The following is a 15,086-nucleotide window of genomic DNA, read 5'->3' on the forward strand; positions in this document are numbered from 1 at the left end:
AAAAGCCCAAATCTAAGATTTGGGACTTCTATATCTGGTGATTATCTTGCAATTAAATAGCCTTGAAGCGTTTTAATGCCAAAATAATCAGTGGAACTAAAATAAGAATGATGATAATCCCTGGTAAGGCGGTGACAAAGGAAGCTGTCAACCAGATTTGCATAGAATAGTGTCCTACTGCAAAAAACAGTGCATTAACTAGCCCTGAAACTACACGGCCAACAATCATTGCAATAATCAATGAAACATAAAGTTTTACCGTAGCATTTTTAATGTTCAAGTACTTCATGCAAAGTGACGCAACCAGTCCATAAGCCGCAAGTTCAAAAAGCATTGCAGGCAGGAAGAGGACAGGAGGCATTCCTGTCAAAAGGCTTGATAGAAGCGGGGTCAAAACACCCGCTAAAAAGCCATAGAGAGGACTAACAATTAGTCCACACATCAAAACGGGGATGTGCATAGGTAGAAAGGCCTGCCCACCGTCTGGCAGTGCATGAAAGGCAATAGGCAAAACAATCCCTATTGCAATAAAAATTGCTGTTATGGTTATTTTTTTTGTATTAGTCATAAAGACTCCTTTTTTGATGCATCGAGTATAAAATCAGACATTGATTTTGTCTTAAATTTTTCAAAATAGCTTGCTTCCATCGGTAGCCACTCATCTACAAACCTTGGATAAAGCCTTGCATTGCGTTGCATCAAACGTCGTTTCTGCTCAGTCGAAGAGCAGGAAAGAAAGATTTTTAGGTCAGAATAATTGCCAAAATAAGGATGCATACTGTAGACCCCTTCAACGATAATCAGCTTCGACTGCCTCAGGCCTCGAGGCTCACTCAGTTGCTCTGAGACACAGTCATAAGGACGATAGCTAAAGCTTGTTCCAAGATGATTAACAACCTCTTCCTTAAAACGTTCGTAATCAATGTTACCGCCAACTTCTGACAATCTCTCAGCTGTTCGTTGTTCAGGGCGGAGAAAGAAATCATCCATATGAATAACTTCAGCCCCATACTTTGACTTCAGCAGGTCAGCAAGACTTGTCTTCCCAGAAGCCGCACCGCCTTCAATCGTGAGAATAGTGGGCTTTGAAGCTACCGATAGAAGCGCTTCAATTTTTTGAAAAATTTCGTTCATTAGAAAAGATGCAAGTAATATTTAACAAAGAGTGCTGCAAGAATCGCTCCAACAAATGGTGCAGTCCCAGGAACCAGCAGTCCATATTGCCAGTCATTATTTGCTTTATTTTTAATAGGCAAGATTTGATAGGCGAGACGAGGACCGAGGTCACGAGCCTGGTTCATGGCGAAACCAGTTGTACCACCAAGCCCCATACCGATTGCCCAGACAAGGAGACCAACGCCGAGTGGCAACCAAGCATCTCCTCCATGCTTAGAAATTGCAAGAATAGAGGTCAGGAAAATCATCGTCAAGAAACATTCGACAAACCAGTTACGAGGAAGGTTACGCATGTTAGGGTTGGTTGAGAAGATATTACGGACAGCAATAGGGTCAACTTCTTGCTCAGAAGCCTTGAAGTGATCGGCATGCATGAACCAAACGATGATCGCACCAACAAATGCACCCAGCATTTCAGCAATCACGTAAGGAACGAATGAAGACCATGGAATGAGTCCAAGAATAGATTGAGCCAAGGCCATGGCAGGGTTGATACAAACACCACCGAAAATCCAGAGGACAATGGAGATACCAAAGGCCCAAGTGGAGATAGCAAAGAGGTGGCCAGAATGACGGTATTTAGTGTTGACGAGAACTTCGTCAGAGTGAACACCGACACCGAAGAGGATCATCAGCATCGTACCTAAGAATTCGTTGATTAAGTGTGTTAAAAGCAAAGTATAATAGCTCCTTATATAATATATTTTTTGTTTTTCGTTAATGTACGGTAACCGCAAGTCCGTCAGGAATCACAGTAACCTTTGCATCTTCACCCTCGATTTCAATCGCACGCTTGTAGGCAGAATCAAAATCGTGGAAGCTTTCCATGTGGAAGTCTTCAATCAGCTTGTCATCAGCTTCTGAGACATAGAGCACATGGTGATGCATCAGAATCCTAGCAAAAATTTGTGCTGTCCACTGGTCTGCAATGGTCTCTAGGCGAGGTGTATTTGCTGCTTGTTCATAGAAGTCCTTTGGATCTTCAACATCAGCAAGATTCCGGTAGAAGCCTTCTCCACCGTGCCCATCACGCGTACCAGCAACCATGATAATGACATGGCCTTCTTTATTCGTAGCTTCAGCAGCAGTCATCCCCTTGACAGCCTGATAGACGTTCTGGTCAAGCGGATAGCCTGCATTAGTAGAAATGGCAATATCAGAAGGAATGGCATCAACTACGGCTAAATCTCTGACAAAGTCACAACCTTTTTCATGAGCTGCTTCCATATCTCCGGCAAATGAGGCAATGATTTTTTTATCTCCATCAAGAACGACATTCAAGATAAAGGCTAATCCAGCTGTACGGGCTGCATAGACCATGTCCTGATGAATGAGATTGCCCTTAATAGATCCAGCACGAGAATGTTCATCAGCGATGAATTCACCTGAGTGGTTGGCCATGATGGTCTTGTATGAAGCAACACCAGGCAATACTGCCTTACGCCCTCCAGAAAATCCCGCAAAGAAATGACACTCGATAAAGCCTTCAGAAATAAGCAAGTCTGCTTCAACCGCATGCTTGTTGATAATGCAGTCACCACCAGAAGGAAGCTTACCAATATTGACAAACTGTGAATCATCTGTAGAAACTGACATCACAATCTTTTCGTTATTAACGATTTCTTCGCCATACTTGTCGACTAATTCTTCACGTGTTGACTCTCTGTGGAAGCCAAGTGCTACGAGAATCGTAATGTCTGCATCAGGTTCTACTTCACGGATACGGCGTAGGAGAATCGGTGTGATAATTTTTGAAGGAACAGGCCGTGTATGGTCAGAAGAGATAATTGTAATCTTCTTCTTTCCTTTAACGAGTTCCTCAAGCTTTGGACTTCCGATAGGATTGTCTAAAGACTTTTCGACAGTCTCTTCTTGACTGAGCGGATTATTAAAGCTTTCCGCTTTTGAGACCAGCTCTCCGGCAAAGTTCTTGTCAGGAATGTTGGCTGTGATGGTCTTTGTGTCATAAGGTAGTTTAATCTCTACCATTTTCTTCTCCTTTATACTAGATTCTCTTTACAATTAAAATTCCATGTTGACTCTTTTAGCAATGAAATTTAATTTTTTGTACTTTATTATGATACTCCTCTAGAATTTTTTCACAAAGTACATTTAATGTATAATTTTTTTGTTTAGAATTAAAGTCTACATTTGTTGACGAGAAGGAGACAGAGCCGTCTCTACACAGCTTTTGACTTCCTATAAAGTCGGGCCTCCTCACGGCCTTCCCGGAATTCTCAGCTCACACTTAATCGTCAGCTTTTCGTTTCACGCTCACCATTGTCTGGACACTTTCTATTTTTGCTCTTATTATTTGTTTGTGCTCCTTTTTTAGCAATCATAAAGTAAAATAAACCTCTTCTCGCTAGTTTTCTAAAATTCAAAACCAGCCCTAAAAGGACTGGTCTTGATTTGTGATGATTTACTTGAGAATCCCCTACTCACTCGGAAAGCCCCAGCTTCCACAAAAAAAGCAGGAGCCTCAAGCCCCTGCCTCTTATCGATTAAACTGCTTCAACTGCCTTGCAATATCCCGGTTCTGCTCCTTACGACGGATGCTTTCCCGCTTGTCATACTCCTTCTTGCCTCTAGCAAGGCCCATGAGAACCTTGGCAAAGCCATTTTTCAGATAAACCTTGAGGGGAATGAAGGTAACACCGCTTCCTGTAAGCTCTCGCTCAATCTTTTGGATTTCACGTTGCTTTAGTAAAAGCTTACGAGTCCGCATTTCATCGACATTGAAGATATTGCCCTGTTCAAAAGGAGCAATATGGACATTAGAAAGCCAGACTTCCCCATTTCTTACCCGGGCAAAGCCATCTCTGAGCTGGATTCTAGCCTGGCGAACTGACTTGATTTCAGTCCCCGTCAGCACAATGCCAGCCTCAAAGGTCTCAAAGACCTCATAGTCATGCCTGGCCTTCTTGTTTTGGGCCAGGGGCTTGTCTTCTATATTTTTTTGCATGCTTATCCTTTAGTTTGGGGCACCGGTATTATTTTCTACCACCTGATTATTCGTCTGACTCGCAGTATAAAACTTGCTCATCAAGTCAGCCTTAGACAACTTTTCTTTAAGCGTCCAGTTGATGTTATTCCAATCCCCATCAAAGCTTGAGCCAGTACCTGGAGCATACATTTCGATGCTGTCTCCATTAACAAGGACTTTGACGGTGTTTCTTTGTTTGACAAGTGACAGGCCTGCATAACTATCGCCAGTCTTTTGGCCATTAGTATAAAGGCGGGCACCATTTGGCCCTTCATTGATGATATAAAAGGCTCCTCCTCCTTGATTAAAGAAGACAAACTGGCCTTCTGGATTTTGCAACCATGCGGCATAGAGTTTTGCTTGAGCTGTTACATCCAATGCGTCAAAACTTAGCTCTGCCTGTTTTTCTGAAGATGAGCTTGATGATGAGGCTACTGTTGACGAGCTTGATACTGTTTCTGAGCTTGAAGCAACAGGCTTCTGCTCAGCAGTCTTGCTCATGCTTGATGAACTCTTTTTAGCTGATGAAGATGAAGCTGCTGATTTATCTGAATGGCCCCCTCCACAAGCGGCAAGTGTGAACATCGTAAGAGTGGCGAGTGAAAGCATTGCGATTTTTTTCATTTCTTATCCCTCAATTTCTAAATAGTTCTCTACATATATTATAGCATGATTCAAAAAAAGCCGCATCCACTGTGCGACTTTTTCATTTATCCAAGTTTGCTGGCCACATTATCAAGCAATTCCTGGATTCCTCCAGAATTTGAACCACCTGCCATGGCCATGTCTGGCTTACCGCCACCACGACCATCGATGAATGGAGCGAGTTCTTTAATCAGGTTGCCTGCCTTGATATCAGCAGACTTGCTGGCTACGAGAAGGCTAACCTTTTCGCCAATCTTAGCAACGAGGACAAGGACATCTGAGAGCTCTTTTTGCTTCCAGAGGTCAGCAAGGCTCCGGAGGCCGTTGGCATCAGAGACGCTAACCTGGCTGGCAATAAAGCTTGTGCCTGCTGCTGTCTGCACATTCTTGAAGACTTCTTCAGACTGTGAAGCGGCGAGCTTGGCAGCCATGCTTTCATTTTCCTTTTGAAGGCCTTTGAGCTCTTCTTGGAGGCTGTTGACCTTGGCCAGGACTTGAGCGGCTTGTGGTGCTTTGACCGCTGTTGCCACTTCATTCAAGACAGCTTCAGAGTCCTTGAAGGCCTCATAGGCCTTTTGGCCAGTAACGGCGATGATTCGGCGAACACCTGAGCCAATCCCTTCTTCTTTGACAATTTTGAAGAGGCCAATCTCAGAAGTCGTCGCTGTGTGGGTACCACCACAGAGCTCGACAGAGTAGTCGCCGATTTTAACAACACGCACGACCTTACCATATTTTTCGCCGAAGAGGGCCATGGCACCCATTGATTTCGCGGTTTCGACATCAGTCTCGATGGTTTCGACCGCCAGTGACTGCCAGATGACTTCATTGACTTGACGTTCGATCGCTTCGAGCTCTTCTTTGGTCACCTGAGCAAAGTGGGTAAAGTCAAAGCGGAGGAAGTCGACTTCATTGAGGGATCCTGCCTGAAGGGCATGGTCGCCGACGGTATTGTGAAGGGCAGCGTGAAGCAAGTGAGTCGCCGTGTGGTTCTTGACCACACCGTTGCGACGTTCTTGATCAATTTCAAGCGTGTAGCTGTCACCGACCTTGAGCGTTGACAGGATTTCTACAGCATGGAGGTTTTGGCCGTGTGGGGCATGCTGGACGTCAGTGACATTGGCCACGACCTTGCCAGCAGCGTTTTTAATCACGCCATGGTCAGCCACCTGGCCACCCATTTCAGCGTAAAATGGTGTTTGGTCAAAGACGAGCTGAGCCTCACCTGTCGCAGTGTCGACCAGTTCATCGCCCTTGACAGCGACGAGGAGCCTGGCTTCAACTGATTTAGGAGCCTCGTAGAGGAAGCGTGATGCGACCTCAATCGATTGGAGAGTCTCATTTTGAACCCCCATAGAGCCACCTTTGACAACAGCGGCACGGGCCCGCTCTTGTTGGGCCTTCATTTCAGCCTCAAAGCCAGCGTGGTCAATCTTGAAGCCTTCGTCTTCAGCCAATTCTTCGGTCAATTCAACCGGGAAGCCGTAGGTATCGTAAAGGCGGAAGATGTCCTTGCCTTCAATGGTCGTCTTACCTTCAGCCTTGAGCTTTTCAAGGAGCTCATCAATCAGCTTTTGACCAGCATCAATCGTACGGTTAAAGGTCTCTTCTTCCCGGTCGATGATTTGCATGATAAAGTCTTGCTTTTCAGCGACTTCAGGATAATAAGATTGCATAATCTTTGCCACAGTTGGGACGAGGCTTGCCAAGAATTTCCCTTGGATACCGAGTTTTTTTCCGTGCATGACCGCCCGACGAAGCAAACGGCGGAGGACGTAGCCACGGCCTTCGTTACCAGGCAGGGCACCATCGCCAATGGCAAATGAAAGGGAACGGATATGGTCAGCAATGACCTTGAAGCTCATATTTTCAGCATCTGGGCTGTAGGTCTTGCCTGAAAGCTTTTCAATTTCACGGATGATAGGGAGGAAGAGGTCGGTATCAAAGTTGGTCTTACCGCCTTGGATAATGCAGACCATCCGCTCCAGGCCCATGCCTGTATCAATGTTTTTCTGTGGGAGCTCAGGGTATTCTGAGCGGGGGATGTCAGGATTGGCGTTAAATTGAGAAAGGACGATGTTCCAAATTTCGATATAACGGTCATTTTCGATGTCTTCAGCCAAAAGCTTGAGGCCAACATGCTCAGGGTCATACTCTTCGCCCCGGTCAAAGAAGATTTCTGTGTCAGGTCCTGAAGGGCCAGCACCGATTTCCCAGAAATTGTCTTCGATAGGGACCAGGTGACTCGCATCCACACCAACTTCTACCCAGCGGTTGAAGGTGTCTTTATCATCTGGATAGTAGGTAATGTAGAGCTTATCAGCAGGGAAGTCAAACCATTCAGGGCTTGTCAGCATTTCCCAGCCGTAGGCAATGGCTTCTTCACGGAAGTAGTCGCCGATAGAAAAGTTCCCCAGCATCTCAAACATGGTATGGTGGCGGGCGGTCTTACCGACATTTTCAATGTCATTGGTCCGGATGGCCTTTTGGGCATTGGTCAGGCGGGGATTTTCAGGGATGACCGAGCCGTCAAAATACTTTTTGAGGGTGGCGACACCAGAGTTGATCCAGAGCAGGGTCGGGTCATTGACAGGGACCAGGCTCTGCGATGGCTCAATCTTATGGCCTTTAGACTTGAAAAAGTCCAGGAACATTTGTCTTACTTCAGATGAAGTCATGTTTTTCATAGGGTAATTCTCTCCTTTTATTGCCTATATTTTATCATATTCTTATAAAAAAAGAAAAAACGCCCGTAAACAGGGGCACGCCGTCACGTGGTACCAGCCCCTTTTACGAGGAAGTTTTTTCTTCTCGTTTCTCATCTTGCCTTGATAGGGCGGAGGCACCGCCTTATAATACGCACATTTAAGCTATCGGCTCGCAGTCCCGCCGACTCTCTTGGAGCTTAATTATTTAGAGGTTGAAGATGAAGACGAAGTTCCTGTGTAGTTAGAGAAAATGTTTTGGAAGGCTTGGTCTTTCACCGTCACATTGTATTGCTTGAGGTATTTGCCAATCACTGACATCGTATAGCTGCTGTCAGCAAGCTTTTGTGTTTGGATGATATTTTCAAGTTCTTTCTTGTACTTGTTCATATCTTTACCTTTTTCTGAAGTCTTAATCATTTTTACAACATAGTATTCAGAAGCACCTGTTGAGGTGTTTGTTGCTGTAATCACGTCAGACATTTTTCCATTTGCAAGGCTGAAGGTCTTAGCCAACACCTCTGCTGGAACCTTATCAGTACCTGAGTCAAAGGTCATTTTAGACTTAGCATTATCAGAATCAAACTTAGAGGCATTCGCTTTATTCGCATCAATGGCCTTTTGGGCATCATCCTTGCTGGTCTTGCTCAAGACAATCGCTTCAACTTCTGGATGATAAGTAGCCCAAACTGACTTCAGGTTAGCATCGGTATATTGTGTCTTTTTAATATCATCTTTAATAGCGGCCTGTGCAAGAAGTTGAGTCTTTTCAAAGTCTTTGAAGTTCTCGGTTGTCAGATTTGATTGTTGCAAGACTGAAGCAAATTGATCGCCATATTGCTTTTTATATTTATCAACTTCAGCTTGAACCGTTTTATCTGTTACTTCTTTTCCAAATTCTTTTTCAAAAATCTTAGTAAAAGTGAGGTTAGTCAAAACTTGTTGGCTAGTTTGTGCTGGGAATTCTTTTGCTTCATTGTAGAAGTCTGTTACAGTGATGGTATCCCCTTTGAGCGTCACGATGTCTTTGTTAGCACTGTTTGATGAACATGCTGAAAGCCCACCAAGTGAGATGACAGCTGCGGCTGTAGCAAGTGCGATTGTAAGTTTTTTATTTTTCAAAATAGCCTCCTTCTTAAATTGACTAATATTATTATAGCATAATCGCTTCTATTTCCCATAGCGCTATGCAAACTGTTGCTAAAGCCCCTGAGGATGCAATACTAGCAAGGCTTGCATTGAATGCATCAGTTCCTAAAACGCTCCAATCAGAACGCATATTAGTCATTATAACAGGCCAAACTCTACTCGACCTTATCTGCCTTCTTAATCATCAAAAGGCCATCGCCAAGTGGCAGGAGGCTGGTCTGCAGGTCAGCCCGCTCAAAGACCTCGTCAAAGAGCCGTCTGAGGCCACGTTCAAGTGCCCGCTGGCCCCGCTTGATTTCCATGATTGGAATCAGGATTTCGCCCGCCTGGAAGACATCATCCATCAGGATGACCCCATTGTCTGAGAGGATTTCCAGGGCTCTTGGTAAAAACTCCACATATTTGGACTTGGCCGAGTCCATAAAGACCAGGTCAAAAGGCCCTTCAACCTTGTCCAACAAATCCGCCGCATCGCCCTCTAATAATTGAATCTGATGCCGCTTGTCGTACTTGCCCAGAAATTCCTTGGCCAGGGCAATCATCTCAGGATTCCGGTCAATGGTCACGATTTCGGCCTCAGGCCTGGCATCTGCCATCATCAGGCTTGAAAAGCCAATGGCCGTCCCGATTTCAAGGATACGGTCTGCCTGCATCAGCGGCAAAAGCATCTGAAAATAAAGGACGGTCTCATGGGGAATAATCGGGATGTTATGCTCTTTGGCGAAGGCTTCGAGCTCGGCCAAGTCACCTGTCAACTGCTTCTGCCTTGTCCGCATAAAATCAACGATTTCCTCCTTGACCACCGGCCGGTGCATCATAGGATTACTTGTTTTTGTATAGGTATTAACCACGCCCGTAGACTCCTTTCTTTACCAGGGCTTCAAAGCGGTCCAAGCGCTTTTCAAAGAGCTCAAAGGCAGACTCTAAATAGCTAGATGAGGTCATATCGACGCCAGCTGCTGCCATGACTTCCAGAGGATAGGCCGACGAGCCTGCCTTGAGGTAGGCCAGATAGGCCTCGAGGTCTGTGGCATCTCCGTAGAGGAGTTTCTCAGCCAGTGCTGTGGCTGCCGCAAAGCCTGTCGCATATTGGAAGACATAAAAATTATAGTAGAAATGCGGGATTCTCGCCCATTCATACTGGATTTCTGGGTTATCGCTCGCTGAAAGGCCATAGTACTTTTCATTGAGCTTGGCATAGGCCTGGTTCATAAAGTCACTGGTAAGGACTTCGCCCTCCCAGTCAGCCTCATGGATGATTTGCTCAAACTCTGCAAATTGTGTCTGTCGGTAGACCGTCCCTCTGAAGCTGTCCAGCCAGTGGTTGAGCAGGGCAAATTCCTTGTCCTCATCGCCCTCTGCCCTTGCTTCTGCCAGCAATTTTTCCGTCAATAAATTTTCATTGGTCGTCGAGGCAATCTCAGCCAAAAAAATCGGGTAATCGCCATAGACATAGGGCTGGCTCTCCCGGCTATAGGCCGAATGCATGGAATGGCCCATCTCATGGACCAGCGTAAAGAGGTCGTCCAAGGTCTCCTGCCAGTTAAGCAGGATAAAGGCATTGGTATCATAGCTCCCGCCAGAGTAGGCTCCAGAGCGTTTACCGGCATTTTCTTCGACGTCAATCCAGCGGTCAGCAAAGGCCCGTTTGACCTTGGCCAGATAGTCTTCGCCCAGCTGAGCCAGGACTTCCTCGGCCTTTTCGACCCCCTCTTGATAGTTAAATTTATAGTCTGTTTCCGTTAATGGAACATAGATGTCATACATCCTGAGGTCATCCAGGCCTAAAATCTCTTTTCTCAGGCCAATATAGCGATGAAGGAGGCCCAGCTTGTCATTGACGACCTCCAGTAAGACATCATAGACCTGCTCGGGGATGAAATTACCAGACAGAGAAGCTCTTCTTGCCGAGCTATAATGCCGGGACTTAGCCTTGAAATTTTGGACTTTGACATTTCCTTCAAGGGTCTTGGCATAGGTGTGCTGATACTGTTGATAGTTGGAGTAGAGGGCCTCGTAGGCCTGCTTGCGGACCTTCCTGTCCTTGCTCTCCATCAGTGAAATATAGTTGCCATGGCTCAGCTGGAGCTTTTCTCCTGCCTCATTTTCCACTTCTGGAAGTTTAATGTCGGCATTGTCAAAAACTTCAAAAGTGCTTGAAGACTGCTCAAAAATCTCGCTGGCAGTAGCCAGAAGCTCTTCTTCTTTTTGGCTCAGGACATGGGCCTTCTTGGTAAAAAGCCGTTCAAAGTAGTGTTCATAGAGCTTTAAGCCGGTTTCATCCGTCAGGAAGTCCTCAAAAAGCCCATCTGGAAAGGCCAGGAGCTCTGGCTCAAAATAGGCCGTCGCTGTGGCAAAGTCAGCATAGAGGCTGGTCGCCTTGGACTGGTACTCCTGGTATTTGGCAAGGCGGGTGTCTTCGTCGTTTTTCATTGAGGCGTAGACATAGATTTTCTCAATTTCCTGTGAGAGCTCCATTTCAAGCTCTGTGGCAGAAAGGAGCATAGACCCAGACTCTGACAGTCTTCCTTGAAAGGCCTGAAGTTCTGGCAGGCGTTTTTTTACAGCTTCTAAGGCCGCCTCAAAATCCTGGTCCTCTTTAAAAATACTGGTCAAATCCCATTTTAAGCTCTCGTCAATTTCAGCTCTGGCCTTTGGCATCACTAGTCCTCTTCTCTCTTTAATTTCCTATTAATTATAGCATAGTAAGCCGGAGGGTAAAGAAAGTCGGCCTTTTCTTGATGAAAAAACTGGCTGAAATTTTCATAATAAGCTGTCAAGTCCTGCTCTAGCTGGATAAATTCCCTGCGCTCAGCTCCAGCGTCGAGTGCTAACAAATTGAGGCCTGGCGGGGCTAGGTAAGCTCTTGAAAAATCCTGCTCGAGGAGGTGCTTGCCCTGCAGGTAGTAGGCTTCTTGCAGCTCCATCCAGGCCTTCGAGCGATAATAAAGGGCCCTTTCCAGATAGGCCTTCTGGTCGCTTATTTCCGGAATTGGAAGTTTCTGCAACTTCTGCCTAATATAAGGAATTCTCAAGACTTCCAAAAAGTCCCGACTGCCAAAGGAAAATTCCTCTGTCAAATGATAAAGGCGACCTTGCAAATCCTGATAAATCAGTGATTTCAGCCTCAGACAGGCCCTCGCCAGGTCCAGCTCCCAGCAGTAAAATCCACGTTGCTCTGAAAAATAAAGAAACTGCTCCTGAAGCCGGCTCAACCTGTCTTTCAGCCAAAGTCGCTCGCCTAGAAGCCAGACAACAGGAATCTCCGCCTCTCTATAGTGGAGGGTCCGCTCTCTGAGACGGCTGATAGAAAGGCTAGAACACTGGATTTCAATCGCTATTCGCTCTCCAATCAAGAGGTCAGCAGTCTGCTGAATTTCAGGCAGGTAAACCTCGAGTTCACTATCAGCTACCCAGTCGTAGAGGGCCAACTTGAGTCCCAAATGCTCCGGCCCTTCAGCTTCCGCCGTCCCTTCACAGTGCTCAGTCAGGGAGCGATGGGCAAAGTGTGCCTGCTTAATCAAGCCCTGCTTTAAGATGAGCTCCTGCTTGCAGGCTGGACAAAAGAAGCTAGTCCTTCCATCCAGCAGACCCTCTAAAATATTGATTCTCCTACCATTTTTATCAATCGCAATAAACATAAGCCTTATCCGCAAAAAAAGCCCCGTTGTCAAACTGGACTTTTTTATTTTACAGTCTTGTGTTGCATGATAAAGACAATGATTGAAAAGAGGAGGAGGAAGCCGACAATCAAGCCGATGATAATCAGATGCTTCTTTCGATAATAATTTAAGACAGCAATAAACTCACGGATAAAGGCCGGGACCCGGTAATAAATAGCCGTCTTGCCACCAGGCCCACCCTGGGCATCGAGGCCGAGCCTAGCTGCAAAGAGGGCGGCTCGGAAGACATGGTAGTCAGACGAGAAGAACATGAAACGGCGGGCTTCCTTGGCTTCTTCTTTGGCCTCAATCAGCTGAGATGAATAGACCAGGTTTTCGTAGGTCGTCGTCGACTGGTCTTCTAGGAGAATCCGTTCACTAGGAAAGCCGAGCTCATCAATAGCGTAAGAGCGCATGGCTTCGGCTTCAGAGAGATTCTCATCTGAGCCCTTACCACCAGACATGATAATCATGGTCGAGTCGCCTGCAACATTGACAGCGGCCTTGATCCGATTGGCAAGGAGGCGACCGACAGTCTGGCCGTTAATCAGGCCCGCCCCGTGGACTACGAAGTACTGGGCCCTTGTCTTTCTCATCCGCCGGCCGTAGACCCAGCTTGAGAGAAAGAAGACCAGAAACTGCCAGCCCATATAAACAGCCAGAATCGGATAGGTCCAGGCCAGGATTTGCAACCAGAGAAAGTTCTGGGAAAGGTGCTGGACAGAGATATAGCTGATGTCGACAATCATAAAAAGCAACATCAAAATCGGCAAAATAAAATTAGCTAAATTCTTAGATTCCCGTCGCCACATCCGGATGCTCAAGACGATAATAGCAATCGGAATCGCAATGCTCAGTAAGAAGGTGATCAGACTGATAAGGGCGACCTCGAGGGCTAAAATCAGACCTCCCAGGCGTTCATTGCCCAGAAAAATAAAGATGATGGTCATGGCAATGCCGTTGATGGCAAAAAAGGCAGACGCCAGCCAGAGGGCTGTCAAACGGCCCAGGCGAAGCGTCCTAATGTCTTTGAGGCGATGAGACTGCCAGAAGAAAAGGACCGTAAGGAGGATAAAGAAGAAGGTTAAGCCGAGGGCGACCGTTAAAATTTCTGTGTTCATAGCCTTATTTTAACATTTTGAAGGGAAAAAATCAGCCTTGTTCGCAGGCCTTAGAAAACAAAAAACGGGAGCCTAAGCCCTCGATTCTTTGATTGTCTTAATCTTTTATCCTTAAAGGACAGCCAGGACGGCGAAGTTCAAGATAAAGAGGAGGGCTACAACCCAAACAATTGGCTTGATATCACGGATTTTGCCAGTGAAGACCTTGACCAGGATAAAGGTAATGAAACCTGCTGCAATCCCGTAAGAGATAGAGTAGGCAAAGCCCATGAATACTGAGGCAAAGAAGCAAGGAATCGCTTCAGCCAAGTCACGCCAGTTGATTTCCTTAAATGAACCGAGCATCATCATCCCGACGATAATCAGGATAGGAGCGGTCGCCTGGGTCGGCACGAGGGCCAAGAGTGGCAGGAAGAGGCTAGAAATGGCAAAGAGGACAGCGACCACGATAGATGTCAGACCAGTCCGACCTCCGGCCCCAATCCCAGCAGCAGACTCGACATAAACGGTCGTGTTTGATGTCCCAAAGATAGCACCAATCGGTGTTGCAATCATATCTGCAAAGAGGGCCTTGTCCATCTTAGAAGAGAAACCACGAGAGTTTTCCATGTCTTTGAAATCCTGGTCGGTAAAGATACCAGTAGAGCGACCAGTACCGATAAAGGTCCCAATCGGGTCAAAGATAGAGGTCAATGAGAAGGCCAGAATCGTCATCAGGACTTCAAAAATCTTATTAGAATCTGCAAAGAGGGTCCCGAAGCCTTTAGGACCAAAGGCTGCACCAAAGGTTTGCCCCATCTGGTTGAAGGCTGTGCCCAGGTTGTTTTGCTGGAAGAGGTGGGCAAAGTCTGGGGCAAAGCCAGCCACCTTGCCACCTGCAAGGACGACGATGATGGCAACGACTGTGGTCACCAGGATAGAGAGGATGATGCCCGCCTTCCATTTGCGAAGAACAAAGAAGATGGTCACAGCAAGGCCAAGGAGTGCAATCAGAACGCCTGGATTATTGAAGGCCACGAGCTCAGGCACGATAGATGAGTTGGCTGTGATGGTCCCGCCAGCATTTTGATAGGTCCCTGGGTCAGCGATAAATTGTAAAATGCCTGCATTTTTAATCCCGATGTAGGCAATGAAAATCCCGATACCGCCACCGATCGCATGTTGAAGGCTTTGAGGAATGCCGAGGATAATCATCTTACGAACGCTGGTAAAGGTAATGATGATATTGACAATCCCACAGATGAAGACCATGGCCAGGGCCTCCTGCCAGGTATAGCCCAAAGACAGGACGACCGTGTAGGCAAAGAAGGCGTTGAGTCCCATCCCTGGTGCCAGTGCGTAAGGGACGTTGGCAATCAGGCCGATGGCGACAGTCCCTACGATAGAGGCCAGGATGGTCGCCAAGAATACTGCCTGAACCGGCATACCTGTTGAGCTCAAGACCTGCGGGTTGACAAATAAAATATAGCTCATGGCAAAGAAGGTCGTCAGCCCTGCCATGATTTCACGGCTGACCGTAGTGCCGTTTTCTTCAAGTTTGAATAACTTGTTCACGAATAATCTCCTTATTAAAAAATGATATACTTTCATTTTAGTGCGATTTTAGGAAGCTTACAAGTCTGACTCTTTTATCTTCTCTTTT

Annotated in this window: 13 protein-coding genes; all 13 read right to left on the bottom strand. The window is 46.3% G+C overall.

All coding sequences use genetic code 11. The features are described from left to right. Positions 1-52: 52 nt before the first annotated feature. The 13 genes from NtB2_RS00080 to NtB2_RS00140 all read right to left on the bottom strand — a co-directional run bounded on the left by NtB2_RS00080 (position 53) and on the right by NtB2_RS00140 (position 14,998). Positions 53-568 (bottom strand): ECF transporter S component, encoded by a 516-nt coding sequence (locus NtB2_RS00080; RefSeq protein ID WP_109244913.1) that lies wholly within the window; start codon positions 566-568, stop codon positions 53-55. Then, positions 565-1,134 carry a uridine kinase family protein gene (locus tag NtB2_RS00085; protein WP_109244914.1) on the bottom strand — a complete coding sequence of 190 codons (570 nt, stop codon included), beginning with the start codon at positions 1,132-1,134 and terminating at the stop codon, positions 565-567. The genes NtB2_RS00080 and NtB2_RS00085 overlap by 4 nt, the downstream gene beginning before the upstream one ends. Continuing rightward, entirely contained in the window at positions 1,134-1,853 is a 720-nt protein-coding gene (gene larD / locus NtB2_RS00090) for a D/L-lactic acid transporter LarD (protein WP_225867021.1), read from the bottom strand. The genes NtB2_RS00085 and larD overlap by 1 nt, the downstream gene beginning before the upstream one ends. A gap of 40 nt (positions 1,854-1,893) precedes the next feature. Beyond that, complete coding sequence (gene larA, locus NtB2_RS00095) at positions 1,894-3,165, bottom strand: nickel-dependent lactate racemase (protein WP_109244915.1); 1,272 nt, start codon at positions 3,163-3,165, stop codon at positions 1,894-1,896. 508 nt (positions 3,166-3,673) lie between these two features. Next, a complete protein-coding gene (gene smpB, locus NtB2_RS00100) occupies positions 3,674-4,141 on the bottom strand; it encodes an SsrA-binding protein SmpB (protein ID WP_109244916.1) in 468 nt (155 codons plus the stop codon). Positions 4,142-4,150: 9 nt separating this feature from the next. Further along, positions 4,151-4,786 (bottom strand): hypothetical protein, encoded by a 636-nt coding sequence (locus NtB2_RS00105; protein ID WP_125194921.1) that lies wholly within the window; start codon positions 4,784-4,786, stop codon positions 4,151-4,153. 86 nt (positions 4,787-4,872) lie between these two features. Further along, on the bottom strand, positions 4,873-7,494 hold the full coding sequence (gene alaS, locus NtB2_RS00110; protein ID WP_109244918.1) for an alanine--tRNA ligase: 2,622 nt from the start codon (positions 7,492-7,494) through the stop codon (positions 4,873-4,875). Positions 7,495-7,716: 222 nt separating this feature from the next. Continuing rightward, positions 7,717-8,634: a peptidylprolyl isomerase PrsA gene (locus NtB2_RS00115; RefSeq protein WP_109244919.1), complete on the bottom strand. Its 918-nt coding sequence runs from the start codon at positions 8,632-8,634 to the stop codon at positions 7,717-7,719. A 182-nt stretch (positions 8,635-8,816) separates the two neighbouring features. After that, complete coding sequence (locus tag NtB2_RS00120) at positions 8,817-9,512, bottom strand: O-methyltransferase (protein WP_109244920.1); 696 nt, start codon at positions 9,510-9,512, stop codon at positions 8,817-8,819. Continuing rightward, a complete protein-coding gene (gene pepF / locus NtB2_RS00125; protein WP_109244921.1) occupies positions 9,505-11,322 on the bottom strand; it encodes an oligoendopeptidase F in 1,818 nt (605 codons plus the stop codon). The genes NtB2_RS00120 and pepF overlap by 8 nt, the downstream gene beginning before the upstream one ends. A 2-nt stretch (positions 11,323-11,324) precedes the next feature. Further along, entirely contained in the window at positions 11,325-12,302 is a 978-nt protein-coding gene (locus tag NtB2_RS00130; protein WP_109244922.1) for a competence protein CoiA, read from the bottom strand. Between the two features lie 44 nt (positions 12,303-12,346). Continuing rightward, complete coding sequence (locus NtB2_RS00135; RefSeq protein WP_109244923.1) at positions 12,347-13,444, bottom strand: YdcF family protein; 1,098 nt, start codon at positions 13,442-13,444, stop codon at positions 12,347-12,349. A gap of 111 nt (positions 13,445-13,555) precedes the next feature. Then, the gene (locus tag NtB2_RS00140) at positions 13,556-14,998 is read right to left on the bottom strand and encodes an NCS2 family permease (protein WP_109244924.1); all 1,443 of its coding nucleotides are present in this window, start codon (positions 14,996-14,998) and stop codon (positions 13,556-13,558) included. Between the last annotated feature and the right edge of the window lie 88 nt (positions 14,999-15,086).

It is taken from the genome of Lactococcus termiticola (genome assembly GCF_003116835.1).
In the GTDB taxonomy this organism is placed as follows: domain Bacteria; phylum Bacillota; class Bacilli; order Lactobacillales; family Streptococcaceae; genus Lactococcus; species Lactococcus termiticola.

What these genes read in the sequence shown, in the direction of transcription:
- NtB2_RS00080 (WP_109244913.1), bottom strand. Translation starts at nt 568, where the DNA reads ATGACTAATACAAAAAAAATAACCATAACAGCAATTTTTATTGCAATA.
- smpB (WP_109244916.1), bottom strand. Translation starts at nt 4,141, where the DNA reads ATGCAAAAAAATATAGAAGACAAGCCCCTGGCCCAAAACAAGAAGGCC.
- alaS (WP_109244918.1), bottom strand. Translation starts at nt 7,494, where the DNA reads ATGAAAAACATGACTTCATCTGAAGTAAGACAAATGTTCCTGGACTTT.
- NtB2_RS00105 (WP_125194921.1), bottom strand. Translation starts at nt 4,786, where the DNA reads ATGAAAAAAATCGCAATGCTTTCACTCGCCACTCTTACGATGTTCACA.
- NtB2_RS00085 (WP_109244914.1), bottom strand. Translation starts at nt 1,134, where the DNA reads ATGAACGAAATTTTTCAAAAAATTGAAGCGCTTCTATCGGTAGCTTCA.
- NtB2_RS00135 (WP_109244923.1), bottom strand. Translation starts at nt 13,444, where the DNA reads ATGAACACAGAAATTTTAACGGTCGCCCTCGGCTTAACCTTCTTCTTT.
- pepF (WP_109244921.1), bottom strand. Translation starts at nt 11,322, where the DNA reads ATGCCAAAGGCCAGAGCTGAAATTGACGAGAGCTTAAAATGGGATTTG.
- NtB2_RS00130 (WP_109244922.1), bottom strand. Translation starts at nt 12,302, where the DNA reads ATGTTTATTGCGATTGATAAAAATGGTAGGAGAATCAATATTTTAGAG.
- larA (WP_109244915.1), bottom strand. Translation starts at nt 3,165, where the DNA reads ATGGTAGAGATTAAACTACCTTATGACACAAAGACCATCACAGCCAAC.